Annotated in this window: 16 protein-coding genes and 1 pseudogene; 8 read left to right on the top strand and 9 right to left on the bottom strand. The window is 39.3% G+C overall.

Annotated elements, in window-relative coordinates:
• Positions 1-120 precede the first annotated feature (120 nt).
• Both HWQ40_RS21440 and HWQ40_RS21435 read left to right on the top strand, forming a co-directional pair.
• Positions 121-1,563, top strand: a complete 1,443-nt coding sequence (locus HWQ40_RS21440; protein WP_292781520.1) for an AAA-like domain-containing protein — start codon at positions 121-123, stop codon at positions 1,561-1,563.
• A gap of 5 nt (positions 1,564-1,568) precedes the next feature.
• Positions 1,569-3,143: an AAA-like domain-containing protein gene (locus HWQ40_RS21435; RefSeq protein ID WP_292781516.1), complete on the top strand. Its 1,575-nt coding sequence runs from the start codon at positions 1,569-1,571 to the stop codon at positions 3,141-3,143.
• A 688-nt stretch (positions 3,144-3,831) separates the two neighbouring features.
• On the opposite strand, the gene HWQ40_RS21430 is transcribed toward HWQ40_RS21435, so the two are convergent.
• Both HWQ40_RS21430 and HWQ40_RS21425 read right to left on the bottom strand, forming a co-directional pair.
• Entirely contained in the window at positions 3,832-4,665 is an 834-nt protein-coding gene (locus HWQ40_RS21430; RefSeq protein ID WP_292781513.1) for a calcium-binding protein, read from the bottom strand.
• Positions 4,662-5,966 carry a calcium-binding protein gene (locus HWQ40_RS21425; protein ID WP_292781510.1) on the bottom strand — a complete coding sequence of 435 codons (1,305 nt, stop codon included), beginning with the start codon at positions 5,964-5,966 and terminating at the stop codon, positions 4,662-4,664. The genes HWQ40_RS21430 and HWQ40_RS21425 overlap by 4 nt, the downstream gene beginning before the upstream one ends.
• Before the next feature lie 892 nt (positions 5,967-6,858).
• On the opposite strand from HWQ40_RS21425, the gene HWQ40_RS21420 reads away from it, so the two are divergent.
• The 5 genes from HWQ40_RS21420 to HWQ40_RS21400 all read left to right on the top strand — a co-directional run bounded on the left by HWQ40_RS21420 (position 6,859) and on the right by HWQ40_RS21400 (position 9,652).
• Entirely contained in the window at positions 6,859-7,191 is a 333-nt protein-coding gene (locus HWQ40_RS21420) for a hypothetical protein (RefSeq protein ID WP_292781507.1), read from the top strand.
• A gap of 130 nt (positions 7,192-7,321) precedes the next feature.
• Positions 7,322-7,528 (top strand): hypothetical protein, encoded by a 207-nt coding sequence (locus HWQ40_RS21415; RefSeq protein ID WP_292781504.1) that lies wholly within the window; start codon positions 7,322-7,324, stop codon positions 7,526-7,528.
• Positions 7,529-8,399: 871 nt separating this feature from the next.
• The gene (locus HWQ40_RS21410; RefSeq protein WP_292781500.1) at positions 8,400-8,732 is read left to right on the top strand and encodes a hypothetical protein; all 333 of its coding nucleotides are present in this window, start codon (positions 8,400-8,402) and stop codon (positions 8,730-8,732) included.
• A gap of 130 nt (positions 8,733-8,862) precedes the next feature.
• Positions 8,863-9,315, top strand: coding sequence for a hypothetical protein (locus HWQ40_RS21405; RefSeq protein WP_292781497.1), 453 nt, complete (start codon positions 8,863-8,865; stop codon positions 9,313-9,315).
• A 130-nt stretch (positions 9,316-9,445) separates the two neighbouring features.
• Positions 9,446-9,652 carry a hypothetical protein gene (locus HWQ40_RS21400; RefSeq protein WP_292781494.1) on the top strand — a complete coding sequence of 69 codons (207 nt, stop codon included), beginning with the start codon at positions 9,446-9,448 and terminating at the stop codon, positions 9,650-9,652.
• A 352-nt stretch (positions 9,653-10,004) separates the two neighbouring features.
• On the opposite strand, the gene HWQ40_RS21395 is transcribed toward HWQ40_RS21400, so the two are convergent.
• The 6 genes from HWQ40_RS21395 to HWQ40_RS21370 form a co-directional block, all read right to left on the bottom strand.
• The gene (locus HWQ40_RS21395) at positions 10,005-10,673 is read right to left on the bottom strand and encodes a sigma-70 family RNA polymerase sigma factor (protein ID WP_292781658.1); all 669 of its coding nucleotides are present in this window, start codon (positions 10,671-10,673) and stop codon (positions 10,005-10,007) included.
• A 799-nt stretch (positions 10,674-11,472) separates the two neighbouring features.
• Positions 11,473-12,285 (bottom strand): response regulator, encoded by an 813-nt coding sequence (locus tag HWQ40_RS21390; protein ID WP_292781491.1) that lies wholly within the window; start codon positions 12,283-12,285, stop codon positions 11,473-11,475.
• A 240-nt stretch (positions 12,286-12,525) separates the two neighbouring features.
• Complete coding sequence (locus HWQ40_RS21385; RefSeq protein WP_292781488.1) at positions 12,526-15,006, bottom strand: ATP-binding protein; 2,481 nt, start codon at positions 15,004-15,006, stop codon at positions 12,526-12,528.
• Between the two features lie 94 nt (positions 15,007-15,100).
• Positions 15,101-16,546, bottom strand: a complete 1,446-nt coding sequence (locus tag HWQ40_RS21380) for an ABC transporter substrate-binding protein (RefSeq protein WP_292781486.1) — start codon at positions 16,544-16,546, stop codon at positions 15,101-15,103.
• A 12-nt stretch (positions 16,547-16,558) separates the two neighbouring features.
• Positions 16,559-16,810, bottom strand: a complete 252-nt coding sequence (locus HWQ40_RS21375; protein WP_292781483.1) for a hypothetical protein — start codon at positions 16,808-16,810, stop codon at positions 16,559-16,561.
• 392 nt (positions 16,811-17,202) lie between these two features.
• Positions 17,203-20,013, bottom strand: a complete 2,811-nt coding sequence (locus tag HWQ40_RS21370) for a calcium-binding protein (protein ID WP_292781480.1) — start codon at positions 20,011-20,013, stop codon at positions 17,203-17,205.
• A gap of 855 nt (positions 20,014-20,868) precedes the next feature.
• Here HWQ40_RS21370 and HWQ40_RS21365 point away from each other — a divergent pair.
• Positions 20,869-21,006 (top strand): hypothetical protein, encoded by a 138-nt coding sequence (locus tag HWQ40_RS21365; RefSeq protein ID WP_292781477.1) that lies wholly within the window; start codon positions 20,869-20,871, stop codon positions 21,004-21,006.
• A gap of 643 nt (positions 21,007-21,649) precedes the next feature.
• On the opposite strand, the pseudogene HWQ40_RS21360 reads toward HWQ40_RS21365, so the two are convergent.
• Positions 21,650-22,555, bottom strand: a pseudogene (locus HWQ40_RS21360) (serine/threonine-protein kinase); the annotation flags it as partial.
• Positions 22,556-22,795 lie beyond the last annotated feature (240 nt).

Below are 22,795 nucleotides of genomic sequence, written 5' to 3'. Positions count from 1 at the left end.
TCTCACAGCAGGTGGATTGCACATTAATGAAGCTAACTGTTTAAATTTAAGTAAATAAGGAAAAAAATATGAAAAATTCCGCTAAAGTCTTATTTAAAACAAACTTTATGCTTTTTACAAATGAATATAGAAGAAGCACTAGTAATTTTAGATACGTTTCTTGAACATGGCTTAAGTGATGTTCAGGAAATAATATTTCGTCAAGCTTGGGAAGGACAAACTTATCCAGATATCGCCGAAAGCTGTGGTTACGATGCTAATTATATAAAAGATGTTGGTTCTAAGTTATGGAAGCTACTTTCACAAGCTTTCGGGGAGGAGGTGACAAAAAGTAATTTTCGCTCAGTATTGAGACGGCGAAGCCTCCAGCGGGCTTTACCTACGCAAAATAGCGTTTTGTCAGAAAAACTACAACCTGTGCCAGCAGTCTTGAGACAGTCTCAGCCAACAAGCAGAGCCAAAGATGCGATATCAGGGTCTTCTTTGGCGATCAAAAAGCAAGACGAGAGAATAACCCCAGACCTTAATCTCGACTTCTTAGAAAATCCTGGTGGCTCAGTGCCCCTAAATTCCTTTTTTTACATAGAGCGTCCGCCAATTGAAGAACGCACCTATACCGAAATCAATAAACCTGGAAGCCTAATCAGAATCAAAGCCCCCAGCAAAATGGGAAAAACGTCCCTAATGCACAGAATTCTTACTCATGCCAAACAGACTGGGGTACACACCGTACAAATCGGTTTACAGAGGGCAGATAGTCAAGTTTTCACTAGCTTGGAAAAATTCTTACGCTGGTTTTGCGCTAACGTCAGTCGGCAGTTGAACCTAGAGATTAGACTAGATGATTATTGGGATGAAGATATTGGCAGCAAAGTTAGCTGCACATTGTATTTACAGGAGTATTTGCTGGAGAAAATCGACGCTCCGGTAGTTTTAGCTTTGGATGAAGTGAATCGAATTTTCGAGTATCCAGAAATCTCTAGGGATTTTCTCCCACTACTGCGTTCTTGGTATGAAGATGCTTCCGAATTAGAAATCTGGCAAAAACTCCGACTAATAGTAGTTCATGCCACTGAAGCTTATATCCCGTTAGATATTAATCAATCTCCTTTCAATGTGGGGCTACCGATTAAGTTACCAGAATTTAGTTTAGAGCAGATGCAAGAATTGGCAGTGCGTCATGGACTCGATTGGGCTAAAGGTGAGAAAGGATTGCAAAAGCTGGCTCCTCTACTAGCAATGATTGGTGGTCATCCTTATTTAGCTCGTCTGGCTCTTTATAACCTGGGACATCAAACAGTAACCCTAGAGCAGCTATTAAAAGAAGCTCCCACAATTGCTGGCATCTATAGCAACTATTTACGGCATCATTTAGCCAATCTCCAAGAACATCCAGAACTTGCGATCGCACTCAAACGGGTAGTTACCTCTCCAACAAGTGTGCAATTAGAAGCGATCGCTGCTTATAAATTAGAAAGTATGGGTTTGGTAAAACTTGAAGGAAATCAGGCAATGCCTAGCTGTGATTTGTATCAGCTATATTTCCAAGAGCAATTAACCTAAATGCTATGAATAAGTACGAATATCAAATTGGCGGTAGTCTCAAAGTTGATGCTCCTAGCTATGTAGAACGGCAGGCTGACTTTGAACTTTATAATGCTTTAATTCAAGGTGAATTTTGTTATGTATTTAGTTCCCGACAAATGGGTAAATCTAGCTTGCGGTTACAAACAAGGCATAGATTAGAACAAGCAGGCTACAGTTGTGCTTCTATTGATATGACTCGCATTGGCAACGGCAATATTACTCCTGCTCAATGGTATAAGGGCATAGTAGTTGATTTATTAAGAAGCTTTAATCTCTTTAGCAAAGTTAATATAAAAACCTGGTGGTCGGAGCGTGAAGATTTACCTGCATTACAGCGATTGAGCCAGTTTGTTGAAGACATTTTATTAGTTGAACTAAAAGCTGAAAAAATATTTATTTTTATTGATGAAATTGATAGTGTTTTAGGTTTAAATTTCCCTGTCGTCGATTTTTTTACCCTAATTCGCTCATGCTACAATCAACGAGCCGAAAATCCAGAATATAACCGCCTAACTTGGGCACTCTTCGGAGTCGCAACACCTTCAGATTTGATTGCCGATCGCAACTGTACCCCATTTAATATTGGTAAATCTATTGAATTGCACGGTTTTAATTTATCGGAAGTTCAGCCATTAGCCGCAGGTTTAGAAAGTAAAGTAGCTAATCCGATGGTAGTTCTCAAAGAAATTTTGGTTTGGACAAATGGTCAGCCATTTATGACTCAAAAGCTCTGTCAGATAGTGGTGCAAGAAAGAAATTCTGGAAGCAAAAATGTTCAAGAGCAGAGAAGCCTAGAAGTTGATGAGCGTTATAAATTGGATAACCATTTACCGATTATTAATCAACATCTGATAAATTTTTATTACCAATTTCCCTTGCTAATTTTAGAAAAGCTAGTGCAAACCCATATTATTGAGAAATGGGAAGCAAAAGACGATCCAGAGCATTTGAAAACAATCCGTGATCGCCTGCTGATAAATGAGCAACGTGCTGGAGGTTTGCTGGGATTGTACCAGCAAATTTTACAAGGAATTCAGATAGCTTGTGATGATGGAGAAGAACAAATAGAACTGATGTTGTCGGGTTTAGTAACCAAGCAGCAAGGGCAACTGATAGTAAAGAACCGGATTTATGAAGAGGTTTTTAACCAAATTTGGGTAGAAAAACAACTAGCAAAATTACGACCCTACTCCCAAGCATTCAACGCTTGGGTAGCCTCAGATCGCTGTGATAATTCCCGACTATTACGGGGGACAGCTTTACATGAAGCTCTAGCTTGGTCGCAAGGCAAAAGCTTGAGCGATTTGGATTATCAGTTTTTAGCAACTAGCCAAGAATGCGATCGGCGAGAAGTTGAGACATGGTTAGAAGCAGAACGAACTAAAGAAGTTAAAGCTCGACTAGTTCAAGAGCAAAAAGCAGCTAGATTTCAAAGATTATTTTTTCTAGGCGCGTTCGGTTGGGCATTAATAGTTGTTTTAGGATTGGCGATGGTGACTTTCGAGTATAAAAAGCACTGTTCAGTGACCTCAAAGCAATTACTACATCAACCATGAGTGCTGGAGTTTAGACTAGTCAGGAGTGCGAAACTGCTGAACAAATCAGATATAAAAATTTGTTAATAATCACTAGTTGGTACATATAACTAGTGATTATTAACCAAGCCAGTTTTAACTATATTATCCCGCTAAATTTGATAGGATAATTAAAAATCATCCTCAAATTTAATTGATAGTAATAATTTCAAACAAATCGGCTAATAATAGTTAAATTATGAGCGATAATTCCCCAGCCAACCCAACGATAAAATCCTAACTCTCCCTTATATAAACAACGTTGTATTTATGTAACTTAATTATTATTTAATTCCATTTTCCGCTATTTATCGTTAAATCTCTTCAATATTATTGTTAACTTCTATTACTTTTACTGCGATCGCACTTCTCTCAATCCTTGCCTTCTCTCACTCAAACTACTGCTCTATCTCATTCCTAGACTGATACTCTTTTGTTAAGAAAGATGTGACTAAAGGATAGCTCCGGCGACTACTGGCAAGGCTATCTCGACTACACCTTATTAACTAGTCACACTCCTTGCTAGTTGTTTGGGGGAGGCTAAACCTCCCCTATATCGAGCTTTATTCCTTTCACTTTTACTCTGATTTTTCTTTTCTGGTAAGCATACTCCTGTAATACCAGGGAAGAAATAAGAAGAAATTAGAAATATTGTTATAGCAATTTTAAATTAGATGATGAAAATATCACCTCCATCAATTAAAGGTTTATTAGATAGCGTTGCTATCTGCACCGCACTAGACCCAGTTTGATTACCATCAGCATCAAAGAACAGTGCACCAGTAGAAGTGTTGTAAATAAATCGCTGACTAGCACTAGTCGCCGCAACTGAACTACTACCGATGAGGATTTGCTCTGCAACAATAGAAGCACCCGCAGTCAACCCACCGCCAAAACCCGCAGCAGAAACATGAAGTGTATCATCAACACTTGAGAAGTCCGTAATTCTATCAACACCCTGGTTAGGACTGTTGAGAACAAAGATATCAGCACCAGTACTTCCTGTGAATACGTCATTGCCATCATTGCCCAAACCACCCACGACATTATCGATACCTGTGCCTGGGTCAAAATAATCATTGCCAGCACCACCGTTGAGGGTATCGTTACCTGCTCCTCCATTGAGACTGTCATTGCCATCCCCACCGTTGAGGGTATCGTTGCCATCTTCACCGTAGAGCCGATCGCTGCCAGCATTGCCATCAAGATAATCATTGCCGATATCACCATAAAGGTAATCGTTACCAGCACCACTATTGAGGGTGTCATTACCCGCTTCACCATACAGGTAATCGTTACCAGCACCCGTAGTAATAGTGTCCTGACCTGACCCACCATGAACATTGCTGTCAACAGCCGCACTGAGATTAATTATGTCGTTACCACTACCTGTAGTTAAATTGATGCTTTCAATCTCACTAAATGTTGTGCCATTCGAGACTGTACCTGCATTAGAGTTGGTGTAGTTCACCACGATATCGCCAATAGCTGAGGACAGGTTCAAAGAGAGATCGTCATTGCCCAAACCACCCACGACATTATCGATACCTGTGCCTGGGTCAAAATAATCATTGCCAGCACCACCGTTGAGGATATCCCTGCTTCACCATACAAGTAGTCATTGCCATCCCCACCGTTGAGGGTATCGTTATCTGCTCCTCCATTGAGACTGTCATTGCCAGCTCCAGCATCAAGATTGTCATTGCCTGCCTGCCCGTTCAGACTGTCATTGCCATTGCCACCAATGAGAGTATTGTTAACAGTATTGCCACTGATCCTGTTGTTCAAAGCGTTGCCCGTGCCATTAATCGCATCAGTACCTATTAGCATCAAATACTCTAGGTTTTCTCCTAAAGTCCAATCAACAGAAGACTGGACAGCATCAGTCCCCTCATTGGCATTTTCGATGATACTGTCACCCAAGCTGTCAACAATGTAGGTATCGTTTCCAGTTCCACCGCTCAGGCTGTCATTCCCCGCTCCTCCATTGAGACTGTCATTGCCAGCTCCAGCATTGAGATTGTCATTGCCTGCACCAGGCTGCAAACCTGGAAGGGGATCGTCACCTGTTCCACTATAATTGCCATAAAAGACAACTACATTTCCATCGTTACTGATTCCAGGGGCAAGTCCAACCGAAGTAAAGCCTTTAATATCACTGGCAATAACATCAGTGATATTTAGTTGATAATCTTGCAGTATGATTTTGGTACTGAAGTCTCTAGCGACAATTAGTCCACTATCTGAGATTGCGGGTCTAACGCCACTATTGTTTGCTAAGATGGCTTGATTATATGTTCTCCCTCCAAATAAACCTGAATCACTAGCCAAAGTTGCTAGGGCAATCTTGGGGAATTCTCCTTTAGGAGTTACAGCGAAAACTGCCTGACCTACTGGCGATTTATTATTGAGGCTAGGAAACGAAAGAATATTTTCAAAATCAACATTGTCAGGTGGAAACCTAGCAGTGCCAAGGTTCTTGCTGAAAGAACCAGGATTATTTGCATCCCAGAGACGAATTGCCGAAAATCCATTGCCGCGATCAATTGCTACTACTTGGTTGTTGTTATTAATTTCAACTCCCGCAGCAAAACTGCTATTAGTACTAAAATTACTAGAAAGATTCCGAATTGGATTAGAGCCATCTCCCACCAGCAAATCTTGTATGCTGCCAAATTTACCAATAAAAGCTACTAGACCGGAATCATTAATAGAAATGGTATCTAGAAAACCGGTTATATTGCCACCAGAACTTACACTATCAGTGGTTTTAGCAACTACTTTGCGTAAATATTTATTAGACATATTTAACTCCTTGACAAGATATAAATGTAGTTAATTTCTAGCTAAATCCCAACATAGCAAGACTGTAAAAACAGTTTTTTGTACTTATGTTACTAGTTTTATGTGCCTGGTATTTTAGAGTTCAAACCCAAAGCAATAATTATCCCTGTTGATGTTCCGCCGATCACATCAAGTAGCTCGTGAATCTGCTTATCTGTCTGGCGTTCAGTAGACCTCTTGCATAAGTCGAATAGACTCCCCTTTATCCCCCCTTATAAAGGGGGGAAACTTGAAATATTGCCCCCTCCCCGATGTGTTGGGGAGGGTTCGAGAGGGGTAATTCAAGGATTTTTGCAAGAGGTCTAATATATTAAAGTACTTTTAAAGGAATAATGCCGCGAATGCCACCACCATCAATTGATAAAATCCGAACGTTATTCATTGTATTTTCTACAATTTACGTCTTGAAGCCAACAGACATGATCATGCCTATTGCTGTGTAGGTTTACCATCAGTGATATTACTTAAAGTTTCATCAGATTTATAAATAGTCAATATAGGAATCTGGTTAACGGGACTTAAACAAAAATAAAGCCCAAATGTACCTCAAACTGGCTTTATAGAAAGCAAACAGGTCACGATTGAGAGTTAACCAATCGAAAAATCGATCAGACATAGCCGTTCTAAACACCTCTAAAGCTTCAGTAAAAGTGTTCAGAGGCTTGTTAGCCCACCTTAGCCTTAAGGGAGCATCCCAGCAAAAATAAAGGAAGAAACTCGCGAATAATCTGGGTTTTTTCCCGTCTTTTTGCTTGCATTGGGATGCTCCCATTTTCTGGCGATATTTTTTGTCATGTTACTATTAAGTCTGAACCTTATATGTTTACCCATAGCTAAGACCGCGAAAAAAGTGATGAAAGGATTAATTTTTTATATAATAGTACCAGTAGTAATCTCAGCAATCATAGGATTGCTTTGGGCAATAATTTATCTACTGTATAGCCAAAATATTCAAGTAACTCTCAAGTTATTTTTCTACTCATTTTTGGGAGGATTGCTTGGTGGAATAGTTGGTGGTTTTATTGGTCATTTAGTTGGTTCGAGGGTAGCTGAAGGATTTTCAGCTGATTTCTTTATTAGTTCTGAAGGCTTCAGCTGGCTTCTTTGGATTTCAATTTTCTGGATTATAGGCATTATTGTGGGAGCAGTTTTAGGAGGATTGATTTTCATCAGATTTTATTCATAATCCGTTCTGAATAAATACGTGTTTATAGATCCTATTCGTGCGTATTTTTTGATTTTTTGTCGAATTCTGGTCTTTTATGTTATGTGTTTAACTAGAAACTTTTACGGCTCATAATACTATACATATATAAATGAAAACTCAAAGTATTATAGCAATCGTAACGATTCCAACAGTAATTTTAGGAACGCTTGGAGCGATTTGGGCAATATTTTATTTCAGATATACTCAAAATATTCAAGCAAGTTTTGAATTGTTTTTCTACTTCTTTTGTGCCGGTTTGATTGCTGGAATAGTTGGTCTAATTATTGGTTTTTTATTTCAGACGATTGTAGGTTAGCAAAGTATCAGATTTGGGATGGACATTATTAGAAGATTCTTTGAGAGAAAGTACGCTAGTAGTACTTATTTTTTCATGCCCAAAGAGCAATAGCCCACATTCCGCAGATGTGACTCATATTACTATTAATTTTGAGAAGTCAACCCCAGAAGATTTTTTCTTAGTCTAATTTTTCTGGATTAATTTCACTTTTAGTTGCAATAATTCCAGGTATTCAGTAACTTATTTTTACCGGATTTCAAAATATATTCATTCTTTCAATTAATCAACTGATTCATCCAAAATTTACCAAGTTAATCCTAGCTAAGACCATTATAATCTTCGCTCAAAATTCTTGTTTATTAAAAAATATCTCAAATTTTCACATTTTTTAGTCAAATAATCCAGTTCAAATTATCAGATAGTATCGACTACAACTCTGACCTAAATAATGCAGGATTTTTTGGCATTCCTCTGTTAAATTATTCATCTGTCTTGTCCATTCATTTATGACGAACGAGCAAATGTACAGACTGAAATATTTTAAATATCCATCTTATTGTCGGTTTATTTGTCAATTTTCTCACCTAATTTCTGATACTGCCATCACAAGTGAAGAGTATTTGTCTCAACTTTCTTTAAATCGATCAGACATAGCCGTTCTAAACACCTCTAAAGCTTCAGTAAAAGTGTTCAGAGGCTTGTTAGCCCACCTTAGCCTTAAGGGAGCATCCCAGCAAAAATAAAGGAAGAAACTCGCGAATAATCTGGGTTTTTTCCCGTCTTTTTGCTTGCATTGGGATGCTCCCATTTTCTGGCGATATTTTTTGTCATGTTACTATTAAGTCTGAACCTTATATGTTTACCCATAGCTAAGACCGCGAAAAAAGTGATGAAAGGATTAATTTTTTATATAATAGTACCAGTAGTAATCTCAGCAATCATAGGATTGCTTTGGGCAATAATTTATCTACTGTATAGCCAAAATATTCAAGTAACTCTCAAGTTATTTTTCTACTCATTTTTAGGAGGATTGCTTGGTGGAATAGTTGGTGGTTTTATTGGTTATTTAGTTGGTTCGACGGTATCTAAGGAATTTCCAGGTGATTTCATTTTTAGCTCTGAAACCGCCAGTTTGCTTGTTTGGATTTCAATTTTCTGGATTATAGGCATTATTGTGGGAGCAGTTTTAGGAGGATTGATTTTCATCAGATTTTATTCATAATCCGTTCTGGATAAGTACGTATTTATAGATCCTATTCGTGCGTATTTTTGGATTTTTTGTCGAATTCCGGTCTTTTATGTTATATGTTTAACTAGAGACTTTTACGGCTCATAATACTATACATATATAAATGGAAACTCAAAGTGTTATAGCAATCGTAACGATTCCAACAGTAATTTTAGGAATCCTTGGAGCGATTTGGGCAATATTTTATTTCAGATATATCCAAAATCTTCAAGCAAGTAGTGGGATGAAAATGATAATTTCTTCTACAACAATACAAGTAGGAATCTCAGCAATCATAGGATTGCTCTGGACAATAATTTATCTACTGTATAGCCAAAATATTCAAATAAATCTCAAGTTATTATTATACTCATTTTTGGGAGGATTGCTTGGTGGAATAGTTGGTGGTTTTATTGGTCATTTAGTTGGTTCGAGGGTAGCTGAAGGATTTTCAGCTGATTTCTTTATTAGTTCTGAAGGCTTCAGCTGGCTTCTTTGGATTTCAATTTTCTGGATTATAGGCATTATTGTGGGAGCAGTTTTAGGAGGATTGATTTTCATCAGATTTTATTCATAATCCGTTCTGGATAAATACGTGTTTATAGATACTATTCGTGCGTATTTTTGGATTTTTTGTCGAATTCCAGTTGTTTATGTTATGTGTTTAACTAGAAACTTTTACGGTTCATAATACTATACATATATAAATGAAAACTCAAACTGTCATAGCAATCGTAACGATTCTAACAGTAATTTTAGGAACGCTTGGAGCGATTTTGGCAATATTTTATTTCAGATATACTCAAAATATTCAAGCAAGTTTTGAATTGTTTTTCTACTTCTTTTGTGCCGGTTTGATTGCTGGAATAGTTGGTCTAATTATTGGTTTTTTATTTCAGACGATTGTAGGTTAGTAAAGTATCAGAATGTGCTTTTGTGCTGTATTAAAACACTATATTCCAGTGCAGTATAGCTTTTACTTGTCCTCTCCTGTAAAGTTACCGCATCTGAAGTCCAGATGAGTGGGACAAGGATTGTATCTGCAACCCAAATAAAATTACATCTATGATCGTTGACTAGAATTTTTAATTATTAGAAATTATGCACTATTTACTCAGCACTAATTGTTCAGAGATGTTTCGATGAATAGGTAAAACCTAAATCGGTATTTCTCCTAGACTGCCTCTCTAAGTTATCTGCTGAAATATTGCTTTACTGCTAGGATCTGGAATTTTGTCAGCCACCTTCCTGTAGTGAAAGTCTAGTTTAGAATAAATCCTCTATTTCAGCATATTTCCGCAAGCGTGGTAGACACTGGCGTTGATAGAAACTGCTTAATGTCGCAATTGACAGCCCAAAGTCTTCAGATAATTCTTTCCAGCTAACTTCCGGGGGTAAGCGTTTGAGAATTAATGCCTGACAATTTACGTCTGGACGCCCTTTAATGTGAGTACTACGTAGTTCCATATCCGAGTCTGTCTTCACCCATATCTCCAGGTTTTCCAAAATGGGAGGCGCTTGGGGAGTAGCTGGTATATTATCTATTGGGTCAATAGTTTCACCAATCTCACCCGACTTAGACTGACGAACCCCAAAGGAGACTGTTGTGGCTTTTTCCCGGTTTTGGTTGAGATAAAAGTCTTGTAGTCTGCGTTTTAAGTAAGCATCTAACCAATTAATTACACTACCTTGAGTGGAGTCATAGGCTTGACCTGTCAGACCATCACAAACGTTGCGGCAGAAATACAACCAAGTTTGTTGCAGTGCGTCTTGATAGTAGGGAGTATTTTCCTTCCATAGTTTACCTTGTGTCAAACGAATGATTTGCGTGAGCAACTTCTGACGTTGACGGCTTCCAGGTGAATGTCTACGAGCTTCGGCAACTAAGGATGTTAGCTGTTCATTTAGATCCTCCTTAACTGAGGTGCTAAACAACAGATACCTGACTTTCTGGTTTACTGGTAGTGAATGACTCTGAATATCTAAATCAGTAGTAACATCTTCTACAGTCAAAGAGTTGTTGCTCACATCATCAGTTTTAACAGCAATGCTATCCATATTTCCTTGCTGAGATACCTGAATACAGCCATGAATCGCTTCTTCAGGCGGGATAAAATCTTGGTTTATACTATTTTTTCGCATCTTATTTTCTTTCCTGAAGTTTCTTTTTTCTGTATACTTTGCAGGCTTGATGCAGTCGCCAAGCATCTCTTTGCTTGATTTTTGATGCTGTCATTATCTGTCAGATATCAGAGGTGATAACAGCATGGTTGCAATGGGCAATACTCTTTTGTTCGCCGACTGAATTCAATCCACATAATCAACTCAGTAAGAGGACATAATTAAATGTAAAATGCAAATCAGAAGAACCTGTTACTGTTGGGGTTTTCCCTTCTGCTTCTACTTATTAGACCTTCTTGAGTTTTTGGATTGAAGTTTACTTTGACTTTTGACTTTTGACTTCCCCGAAGGGGCTGACCATACCTTTAATTTAAGTGAATCACTCACTTTTTAACAGCATGAAAAAGTCATAATTTGTCAGGAATTTTTCCGTCAAACTTTTATTAATTTATGTAAAAAATGTCGCTAACGTCAGAAAAAATCTTTTTTCCCACCTGTGTTAGCAGTTTTAGATTAAAAGTCTTGACTAAAGGTATCTTCCAGCAATCTCAGACTACCTATTCATTTACAGAACTTTTGATACAAAACACTTTAGTGGCTTGCTGAAATGGTGTTAATAGGAGGTGATATCGCGGACACTAGCACAATGGTATTCCTGTCCGTTTAACTCTAGATAATTGACAGTTATTTCCACGGCTATGTCCTGACCATCTTGAGTTCGTTGAGTAGACTCAAAAGTGAGAGAGGCTTTTTGTCTAACTTCTTGCCAGTGCGATCGCCAAGTAACCATCGAAAAATTTGGATTTATATCGTAAACAGTCATGGTCAGTAATTGTGCACGGGAGTAGCCAAGATGACGACAGGCGGCTTCATTCACGTAAACAAGCTGGGCATCCGAATTTACAAAAAAGATAGAATCCTTAAATTTATCTAAATAAAACTGACTGAGGCGCAGGGCTGACTCGGCTTTTTGGCGATCGCTAATTTCCTGTTGCAAAAGTATATTTTGCTCGGTCAGTTGTTTTTGCAACCTTCGGATAGTCAAGTTATTTTCTACACGGGCAAAAACCTCTTCTTCACTAAAAGGTTTGGTAATATAATCCACTCCCCCGACAGCAAAAGCTTTAACTTTGTCAAAAACTTCATCCAAGGCGCTAATAAAAATCACCGGAATGTCACGCGTTTTCTCCGAGGCTTTCAAGTGTTGACAAACTTCATAGCCATTCATTTCTGGCATCATGATGTCAAGCAAAATTAAATCAGGCGGTGCAGCTTGTGCTGTTTTCAAAGCTGTTTGTCCGTTAATAACTCTGCGAATTTCATACCCAACCTGAGTTAGCATAGCGGATAAAAGTCGCAGATTGTCGGGTGTATCATCAACAACAAGAATATTTGCTTTTGGTAGCTGAACTTGATGATTATCCATATTTATTAGAACTAATTTATTAGAAAATAATTCAGGAGTCAGAAATCAGAATGGGCTAAACGCCCCGCTACCGCTAACAGAATTTAATTGGAGTCAGACTGGTGAATGAATCGGTTTAAGATCCCCACCAAATCTTTTAGTGCATTCGCTACACGAAGATTTAGTGGTCTTTAATTAGTGGCAGGTCTCAATCCCCACTTTCTTGTTCTGACTTCTGAATTCTGATTCAAAAATCATTTCTTACAGTTGTGTTAAATCAATAACTTTATCAATGCGAAAGTTATTAACCCAATCAGACAGAGTGTTTGTCAAAAGAGCAGATTCTTCAGGAATTTGCTCAAGCAAGCTAAAAATTAGCTTTTCATCAGTACACAGTGCCGCTTGGTGTAGCTGTGCTACCCACTCAGTGGGCATCTGAGCCAGCATCTCTTCTAATGATAAAAGTTTAAGGTCGGAATTTTCGGCAAATTCGTCTTTTTGAAGGGGTTTCTCTTCATATACATAACGTACCCCCAAATATTTAGACATCATATTCAAGATTACTTCTTCTCGGAAGGGCTTACGTACAAAATCGTTACAGCCTGCCGATAAAACTACAAAGCGTTCCTCGTCAAAAGCACTAGCAGTTAGAGCAATAATGACAGTAGCTTGACCCTTTAAAGTAGCTCTAATTTGTTTAGTGGCTTCATACCCATCCATTACAGGCATCCGCATATCCATCCAAATCAGTTGCGGTTCCCAGGTTTCCCAAAGAGTCACCCCTTCTTGACCATTTTCAGCGTGACGAACCTCGAATCCAAGGGATACTAGCATCTTGACTAGGAGTTCGCGATTTTCCCATTTATCTTCAACTACTAAGATTCGGTATTTTGGTTGATTAGGCTCTAAACCAATTACTCGTTGTTTTAGCTGTCGAATTGGAGCTTCAGCTACTTCTGCTAGACTAATTTGGAGATCAAAAGAAAAAATCGTTCCTTGGCCCAAAGTACTGCTAACAGTAATACTTCCCCCCATTAGATGCACAAATTGTTGGCTAATAGTTAAACCCAAACCTGTTCCTTGCTGAGATTTTTGACCTGCTTCTGTTTGAACAAAGGGCTTAAATAACTTTTCAATTTCAGCAGGTGGAATCCCTGGGCCAGTGTCTTCGACTTCAAAATAAAGCCAGAAGGATGAGGGATAGGAGTTTTTTCTTACTTGTGCCCCTTCTTGTTGCTGTAGTTTACTTTCTTCCTTGATCCTAACTCGCAAACTAACACCACCTTCTTGAGTAAATTTGATAGCATTACCAAGAAGATTAATCAAGATTTGACGCAATTTGCTTTCATCTGTATGCACATATCTAGGAACTTCAAGTCTACGTTCAAACATCAACTGTAAACCTTTGGATTCCGCTTTAATTTGAAACATCTCTTCAAGTGAATCAAGTAGAGTGTACAAGTCAAAGCTATTGTTGTTCAGTGTCGTTAAACCCGCCTCAATTTTGGACATTGACAACACATCATTAATCAAGGTAAGCAAATGTTCTCCACTACGACTGATAATTTCTAAATGTTCCAACTGAGAAGCATTGAGAGAAGAATCGCGGGTCATTAGCTGAGTAAAGCCGAGGATGCTGTTAAGAGGAGTGCGAAGTTCGTGACTCATGTTTGCAAGAAATTCGCTTTTAGCACGGTTGGCAGTTTCGGCTTCTTTGGCTTTTACTTCCAATCTATGGCTGTAATTCTCTAACTGTTCGCCAGAGATTTTTAACTGTCGCGTTAGCCAAGACACTCCAATCAATAGAAATCCCATTGATAAGAATCCCACTAGCATCATCGTCCCTGCTAATCGACGAGCCGGCGCAAAGGCTTCTTCCTGGTTCATTTCCACCATTAAGGCAAGGTCTTGGTCATTGAGCCAGTGATATACCCCAATTACTAACACTCCGGCATAGTTTGGATAAAGCCCTTGACCGCTAATTCCACTCATTGCTGCATCAATACCTTGGCTGCTAACTCCTTGAGAAAAGTCTGGTGTTTTATCTTTATCTTTAGAAATAAAAGCGTTTTTAGTTACTAAAGAACCAACTAAATAAGTTTCGCCACTCTTACCTAAGCCTGTACGTTCCCGCACAATCTGATCTATTCTGTCTAAATTTAGATCGGCTAAAAGAACACCTTGACGTACCTTGGCTGCATCACGTATAGGCGTTGCAAAAGTAACTGATGGCTTACCAGTAATAGGTGAGGCATAGAAGATGGGGGCAAAAGAGTCTCCTGGCTGAATCTGTTCAATATAGGTGATGTTAGCTGAAATTTCATATTGACCTTCACGCTGTTTGTTAGTAGATAAAATAATCCGATTGCTCCGGTCAAGAATGGAAATTTCTCCAAGACTTGGCTTGGTTTTCGCCATTTTTGCGAGGTAATCTGAGAGAACTTTGTAAGCTTGACGATAATTTGCATCGGCGGCTTTGGAATTTAAAAGGATTTGAAAATTATTTTGTACGTCTGGAAACTGAGTTACTAGGAGAAAATCTCGTTCTTGGTCTTCAAACCAACGGGTAATTTCTTCCTCTTTCAAGGTGGCAGCAGCACTGAGTCGTTCAAAAGCAGCTTGCTTCAAAGCTTCCCTCGCATTAAGAAAAGCAAATCCTCCTACTACACCTACAGTTACCAAGGATAGGAATAAGAAGGAACTGGCAACTTTAATAGTTAGGTGCTGATTCCATAACTTCATATATTTACAAGTTGTTTCTTATTCTAAAGATATTTATCTTTTTTCTTATTCATGCAGATAAGTTATTCCTTTAGTTAATATAGATAATTATTGATTACCATTGAGCAAAAATTTGTTTGATCTGCTTAATTGCCTCATCAGTTGCTTGCTCTGAAGAAATTTTATCTACAATTATTCGATTAAGAGCTTTTCCCCAGATATTCTCCTCTAACACTACGCTGTATGCCGGGTTTTGGACATAATAAAACAACCGCGTTAAACCTTCCGTCACCGTCTTGACCGCAGTTGAAACGTGTGGGTCAGCTGGGTTTTTCCAAAATGGGTCTTGCCAAAGTGTCTTGATGACAGGTAAATTACAGCCTCCAGCAGCTTTCAAATACTTACCTATCACCTGTGATTGGGTGAGATATGCAAGAAAATCCAAAGCTTTTTTCTGTTGCTGGGAATCGGCGAACAAAACTGCTTGCCGAAGTGTGAGTAGATAACGCATTGGCTTGCTGTTGGGTTTGTTGGGAAATTTTAAGATGCCAAGCTTATGACGATAGGTGTCGGGATCTTGGCGCACAGAGCAAGGAATTGAGAGGGTGTTGTTAGGAGTCATCATCACCACACGGTTGAGCAAGCTGCGATTATTATCTGGATTTAACCAATTAAGTGCATCTGGTGGCACATAACCTTGTTGGTAAAATTTGGTATACCAATCTAATGCCTGGACAATTTTTTGTCTGACCTTTGGATCATCGATCAGGAGTTTACCTTCTGAGTCGAGAATTTGCACATCGTATGCTTCTAAAATATGCTCAAAAAAGATGTAGGTATCTGAAGCTCCAGTAGAAAAAGGAAAACCTAACCCATAAATATGCTGTTTTTGCTGTTTTGCCCGCGCATCGTTTTGTACTTGTTTCCAAAACTCCCAAAAACCATCCCAATCTTTGGGGATATCCCTTTCGCTGCGACCTATTTGCTCTAGCAAGTCTCGCCAGTAGAAAATATGAACCGTTGCCTGATTGATTGGAACTGCATAGTAGCTTCGTTTTTTTGCAGCATTATTATAATAATTAACAGCTTGCAGGGCATATTCAGGATAAAGATTTTTGACTGGCTCAATTACAGCCGTTACATCCGCCAGCTTACCTTCCCAAGCCAAATGCGGATTCAACGCTCTTTCAGCGCCGTAACTCATCATGATATCGGGTGGATTACCCGCGTGAATGGCCCTACGCGCTTTCTGCGGTAACTCATCGCCGATATAGAAGGAAAGCTTGACTTGATTACCAGTTTGTTTTTCCCAGTTGCTCACCAACTGCTGGATTGCTTCATCCTCATCGACAGTAAAACCTTTATCCCACCAAATCTTTAAAACTGTGTTGTCAGTAGGCGAATGCGTGACTGAAGATTGTTTTAATTGAGAGGTGTTAGTACAAGCAATAATTATCAAACTGAGTGTCAATACGATCAACACATATCTGCAATAATGGTGATATTGTGCCCGATTCTGAGAGCCTTTAGCAATTTGACTAGCTTTTGTTTTAAATGTCATCTTTGTAAAAGCTTACTGCCATTGGTCAAAAATTTGCTTAATCCGAGCGATCGCTTCATCAGCTGCTTGCTCTGAAGAAATTTTATCTACAACAATTCGATTGATCGCCTTACCCCAGACATTATCTTTCAAAACCAAGCTATAAGCTGGGTTTTGGACAATATAAAATGGGCGCGTTGAACCTTCAATTAATGTCTTAGCAGCAGTTGAGATGTGTGGATCATCTGGGTTTGTCCAAAAAGGGTCTTTCCAATTTGGTTTCATCACTGGTAGATACGGACAAAAACATTTACAGTCATTGCGAGCGAAGCCTTCGCAGAGCGTCTCCAAGAGTTGCAATCCCAGCCCTTGCGATTGCTTCTCCGCTTCTCTTCGAGACGCTACCGCCAACGCTCCATTCGCAATGACGTTGTGTAATTAATTCTGTCCGACTATTTACAAGCGATCGCTCTTAAAAGAGATGGGTAACTGCTTGCTCTTTGTGGGGAACGGAGCGTGTTAGCAAAGCTGGGCGGTAGCACATCGCCTCGCCATTTGCGCTGATTGGAGTAATTATTCTACTGCGTGGTTTAATAATTCCATTAATGAATCGAATGCGAGGTGCTATATTAAGCACCTCGCATTTTGAAGATTTCATTTGACTGTGGGGTTGAGGATTAAACAACTAGAACGTTATTTTGACTTAATGACACTCCACCAGATAGTTGTGCAAATTGTACCTGAGTAAATCCACCCGCACTACCATCTTGGTCAAAATATAGCGCACCTGTAGTATTGTTATAGATAAATCGCTGATCGATCTTTGTTGCAGATGTTCCAAGGGTAAAAGAGCTAGCTGAGGGTAAACCTGGTGATAACGCGCCACCAAAACCAGCAGCCGATACCTGAATCAGTTCATTAGTCGCATTGAAGTTATAAATATTATCAACGCCTTCATTGAAACTATTGAAAACAAAGGTATCAGTACCAGCTCCTCCATAGAGGTTATCATTACCTTTGCCACCTTTGAAGGTGTTTTTACCAGAGGCACCAGAGGCTGTGAGAGTATCATTACCATCGCCTCCATCTAGTAGATTATTGCCTGATGAATAGTCAACAATCAAGCGATCGTCATTAGCACCACCATTGAGCGTGTTATTCCCAGAGACAGTATAAGCTCCGTATGAGGAATATAAGGAGGCTGAACCAGCAGCTGTCAGAGTATCATTGCCATCGTCCCCATTCAGTAGGTTATTGCCTGATGAGTAGTTAGTAACTAAGTTATCATCACCAGCGCCACCATTGAGGGTGTTTTTACCAGAGATAGCATCGAGAGAGAAATTGCCTCGGTAGTCATCGTAGGAGCCAGAGACGTTAAGAGAATCATTATCATCACCACCAGAGAGCGAATTATTACCATTTGAATAGTCAGCACTCAAGTAATCCTTACCTGTACCGCCGAGAATCGTGTTATTTCCACGTCCCCCAGCGAACGTATCGTTGCCATTGCTCCCTACAATCAAATCATCGTAATTTGTACCTGAGATATTTAATTGTTCGATATTCTTGTAGCTAACTTGATTTAGACCTGCTGTAATCGAACCAGTGTTAGTAGCAGCATTGAATGTCGTTGTGATTCCCTGGCCGATAGAATAGTTATAGAAGGACAACAAATCGTCACCTTTGCCTCCATCTATTGTATCTTTGCCGCGATCGCCTCCGGTGAGTGTATCGTTGCCATTGCCCCCCACAATTAAGTCATTGTAGGCTGTACCTGAGATATTTAATCGTTCAATATTCTTGTAGCTAACCTGATTCGTGCCTGATGTAATCGAACCAGTGTTAGTAACAGCATTGAATGTTGAAGTGATTCCCTCACCCCCGCTAGAATTACTGTAATAATAGGCTTCCAATAAATCATCACCTTTTCCCCCATCGATAGTATCATTGCCACTACTAATCCCGTACAGCGAAACAGTATCGTTGTCATTACTTCCCACAATCAAGTCATTGTAGACTGTACCTGAGATATGTAATCCTTCGATATTCTTGTAGTTAATCAGATCCGTGCCCGCCCTAATCGAGCCAGTGTTAGTAGCAGCATTGAATGTTGTTGTGATTCCCCCACTAGGATAGGTATACGAAACGCTCAACAAATCGTCACCTGTCCCCCCATCTACTGTTTGAGTCGCTAAGGAAGGTGGGGAAGTATATAAAACGAAAGAGAAGGAATCATTACCATTCCCTCCATTGAAAACGTTATTACCAAACGTGCCCTGGGCTTTTTTGTCGTCGTAGTAGCCAGAGGCAAAGAAAGAATCATTGCCATCTTCTCCATTGAGGATGTTATCGCCCGTTGAATAGTTAACACTCAATTCATCGTCACCAGCACCACCATTGAGAGTGTTATTGCCGGAGGTAAAAGAGGCGGAATAGTCATAGTCGCCAGAGGCACTAAGAGAATCATTGCCTTCTCCTCCATTCAGGATGTTATCGCCTGTTGAATAGTTAACACTCAATTCATCGTCACCAGCACCACCGTTGAGGGTGTTATTGCCGTCCGTTTTAGACGCAGAGAGATTATCATTGCCATCTTCTCCATTGAGGATGTTATCGCCTGTTGAAGAGTTAGCACTGAATTGATCGTTACCAACACCACCGTTAAGGATGTTATCGCTTGTTGAATAATCAACATTCAAGTCATCGTTACCTTCACCGCCAAAAATCGTATCATTGCCATAATTTAAATCATTGCCACTACTGCCTCCGAAGAGTAAATCGTTGCCATTGCTCCCGACAATAAAGTCAGCGTAGGTTGTACCTCTAATTTCTAATTGTTCGATATTGTTGTAGTTAATCTGATTTGTGCCAGCCCTAATTGAGCCAGTATTAGTAGCAGCATCGAAACTCGAAGTGATTCCTTTAGTAGCACTGGTGTAATATACAGACAAGTAATCTTCACCAATCTCTCCATTTACGCTTTGAGTCGTTAAGGAAGAAGGGGCAGTTTTTGAGGCGGACAAATAGAAGGTGTCATTACCAGCGCCTCCATTTAGAGTGTTTCTACCCTGGACTTCATTGGCGTAAAAGGAATCATCGCCGTCTTTGCCTGAAACCGTATTGTTGCCAGCAGAATAGCTAATATCAAGGTAGTCATCCCCTGCATCTCCACTAAGGATGTTATTTCCAGAAGAATAGGAAGCATCAAGGGTATCATTTCCCTCATCACCCCGCAGCAGGTTACTACCAGTACCACCACGGAGGGAGTCATTACCCGTACCACCACGGAGGGAGTCGTTATCCGTATCACCAAGGAGAGTATCATTCCCTGCACCACCAATGAGGGTATCATTTCCGGCATCACCGCTTAAAAGGTCGTTGCCATTTTTGCCATCAATGATATCATCACCTACTTTAGCATTAATTGTATCTGCGCCTTGACTACCCAGTAGAGTATCCTTACCGTTGGTTCCAATGATATTCACCATAACTTTTATCTTCCTGAATCGATTTTTTGAGTAACTTCAGCTATTAACTTGTTGTTAATGTTGTTTAAGGACATACAGAAATCGTCGAGAGTTAACGCTTTCGACATACTTTTATGTAACCCTTGAGGGCTAGCAATTTTCTCGAAGATTTACCCTATTGATAAGCTTGTAAGTAGGACTTATCTAACTGACTTGAAAAAGGCAGGAGGCAGGAGGTTCAAAGTTAAATTCTTTAGTTATTCCCTATTTCCTTTTTCATTCGTTATTTGTGTACCCGTTAATAATGCTAGTTATGACTATCTAAGTCTTAAGCATTGTACATATTTATGAGTGTGTATTTAGGAAAACAGATGGTTTCACACTTTTTTTATCATTCTTGATCCGCAGATCAATCCAGGCATCACTGACAAAGTGTCGAAAAATCAAGCTTGAATGCCTAAAACCCACACTTCATATTTTTTATCAAAGCGTAAGCCCTACTGTCGTAAATATAGAGAATAATTCACTTCCGATAGGGAAAGAATTTTTATGCAGTTGTTGTGGGCTATTGCCCGTGGGTGTGTAGCTTAAAAATAGGGAACATCTAAATAACACTTTGATAACCATATCTGAATATTTACTGAGATGTCCACACTTAAAGACATATCTTTGCATACTCTTCATATTCTTTGCCGATCAGTATAAGGTCAGTACTTATCTTTATGTATTCTTCATGTCTTGATAGCCACTAATAATCAAAATGCAGCAGCCAAACAGCAGCTAAACAGCAGCTAAACGGTTGTTTGATTTGTTCGTGTAATGTGTCGTCCCCCCTAGTAGACAAGCAAGCTGTAAGAGTTTTTTAAATCTGAGGTTATGCTGCGAGGTTCTGACGAAGAGTTACAGGAGTTGAAAGCGATCGCACTGGAGCATTGGCACGTTATCAAGAGCTACTTAGGGATAACTATCTCCACCAAACATACCCTCGTAGCGACGCCGAATAGCCCGTCCTAGCCATCGCATGGAAAATACTGAGGACGGTGGATCTGAAACTGGACTATATTAGTAGATTTTGAACAAAAATAGATTTTTCTTAAAAATAACAGTCGCCAGGGAATGAAGGCGTATTAAATAATCGATTTCTTTGATCATGCCAATTTGAAAAAAGAATGCAATTTGAACCTCATATGTTATTTGCAATTTTCGGTCTAGTTCCGCAATTAAGCCTAACCCAGCATCGGATATTACCTGTCCCTCAGTGAAATTTACTACGTCCAGGGGTAATTTTGGCTGTTCAAAATTTTAGAACACCTATCACAGAAGTTGGGCTTGGCTGCATAATATCAACTTTCTGACAATGCGTAAGTTCTAATTCTATCCAATTTTAGAGGTAAGTATGGCTGATAAAACTCTGAAAAACCCTGTTGAATCTTTATCTCAGGATAACGATATTACACAGCAAATTAACGTCGTTTAGATAAATTTAGAAGAATCACCAGATATTACTCAAGAAAAGTTATCATTTAATATTTTTTCGAGTGCGATCGCTATCAGCAACCTAATTTTCCTGGTACCTAAGTTCTTCTTCACAAACACTGCTCAAGAATTAAAAATAAATTGGCTATTCATCCGGCGTGATAACGACGGGCTATTCGGCGTCGCACACATCCCGTTGAGCAATTGGGAAACTTGCAATTTTCCCTGTTGACTTCAGTTTAGCCAAACAATTTTCTAAATCATATTTTAGTCCAAATGTGCTCTGATATCGGTCTTCAGCATTTTTCGCCATCAGTTTCATCACGATGTCTGACAACACTTGCGGAATCTCTTCACTTTTAACTTTTAACTTCCCGAAGGGATGGTGGAAGTTTGGCAATATGACAATGTACCAATTCCATCGTATCTTGCGATTGAAACGGTAATTACCCTGTTAGCAATTCGTAAGAAGTTACACCCATAGAATAAAAATTAGTACGGTAATCAATCCCCCGATTCATTCGTCCAGTTTGCTCTGGAGACAAATAGCCGAGTGTCCCTTCTAATACATTAGGACGCATCAGGATTTGAGTTTACCGTGGCAGCAGAGATGCAATACTAAAGTCAATTAACTTAACTTCTTTAGTTTCTGGATTAATTAAAATATTGGCGGGTTTAATATCTTTGTGAATGATCCGATGATGAATTAGAATATCTAATGCATCACACAGAGCGATCGCTATTTGTAAAAACTCTTGTAAAGACTCGATATCTAGCGTCTGGTAAGAAGCAAAATAATCTTTGAGAGAAATCCCACCAAAATCTTCCATTACCAACGCATAACCATTTTGATACGCCTCCAGACTGTAGGTTTGGACGATCGCAGATGAGTTAAGATTTTTGGCAATTGTGTACTGATTGCGAAACTGCAACAGATCGCTGAAACTGGGATATGAATTTTTTAGCAGTTTAATCACTACAGGTAATGAGTCAGTTCTCGATACCCCCGATAAACTAGAGTTCTGGAACCATTGTAGATTTCTTTAGTTATGTCGTATCCGGGAATACTGACCATGCTGCTGACCATACTGCTAGACCGTGGTGATTTCTGAATTTATTGTTCCCAAATCAGTAACGTCAGTTTATGTGTGTCTTTTGAGACAACTTACAGGGGTAAATCATCGCAGTAGATAGAACTGTTTTTGATGTACCAAATTCAAAGACGAATAGCCGTTCACAAACGAGAACATCTTGCTAGAAGAAAGAAAAGTTGTTAGGAAAGCCTTAAATAGTACTCAAAGAAGAAACAAAAGGAAAAAGGTGAGAA

The sequence above is a fragment of the Nostoc sp. NMS9 genome (assembly GCF_017114995.1).
Lineage (GTDB): Bacteria > Cyanobacteriota > Cyanobacteriia > Cyanobacteriales > Nostocaceae > Nostoc.
This window is presented reverse-complemented; position numbering and strand designations above follow the sequence as displayed.

What these genes read in the sequence shown, in the direction of transcription:
- HWQ40_RS21375 (WP_292781483.1), bottom strand. Translation starts at nt 16,810, where the DNA reads ATGAAACCAAATTGGAAAGACCCTTTTTGGACAAACCCAGATGATCCA.
- HWQ40_RS21425 (WP_292781510.1), bottom strand. Translation starts at nt 5,966, where the DNA reads ATGTCTAATAAATATTTACGCAAAGTAGTTGCTAAAACCACTGATAGT.
- HWQ40_RS21410 (WP_292781500.1), top strand. Translation starts at nt 8,400, where the DNA reads ATGAAAGGATTAATTTTTTATATAATAGTACCAGTAGTAATCTCAGCA.
- HWQ40_RS21440 (WP_292781520.1), top strand. Translation starts at nt 121, where the DNA reads ATGAATATAGAAGAAGCACTAGTAATTTTAGATACGTTTCTTGAACAT.
- HWQ40_RS21415 (WP_292781504.1), top strand. Translation starts at nt 7,322, where the DNA reads ATGAAAACTCAAAGTATTATAGCAATCGTAACGATTCCAACAGTAATT.
- HWQ40_RS21420 (WP_292781507.1), top strand. Translation starts at nt 6,859, where the DNA reads ATGAAAGGATTAATTTTTTATATAATAGTACCAGTAGTAATCTCAGCA.
- HWQ40_RS21390 (WP_292781491.1), bottom strand. Translation starts at nt 12,285, where the DNA reads ATGGATAATCATCAAGTTCAGCTACCAAAAGCAAATATTCTTGTTGTT.
- HWQ40_RS21370 (WP_292781480.1), bottom strand. Translation starts at nt 20,013, where the DNA reads ATGGTGAATATCATTGGAACCAACGGTAAGGATACTCTACTGGGTAGT.
- HWQ40_RS21380 (WP_292781486.1), bottom strand. Translation starts at nt 16,546, where the DNA reads ATGACATTTAAAACAAAAGCTAGTCAAATTGCTAAAGGCTCTCAGAAT.
- HWQ40_RS21365 (WP_292781477.1), top strand. Translation starts at nt 20,869, where the DNA reads ATGCTGCGAGGTTCTGACGAAGAGTTACAGGAGTTGAAAGCGATCGCA.
- HWQ40_RS21400 (WP_292781494.1), top strand. Translation starts at nt 9,446, where the DNA reads ATGAAAACTCAAACTGTCATAGCAATCGTAACGATTCTAACAGTAATT.
- HWQ40_RS21435 (WP_292781516.1), top strand. Translation starts at nt 1,569, where the DNA reads ATGAATAAGTACGAATATCAAATTGGCGGTAGTCTCAAAGTTGATGCT.
- HWQ40_RS21385 (WP_292781488.1), bottom strand. Translation starts at nt 15,006, where the DNA reads ATGAAGTTATGGAATCAGCACCTAACTATTAAAGTTGCCAGTTCCTTC.
- HWQ40_RS21405 (WP_292781497.1), top strand. Translation starts at nt 8,863, where the DNA reads ATGGAAACTCAAAGTGTTATAGCAATCGTAACGATTCCAACAGTAATT.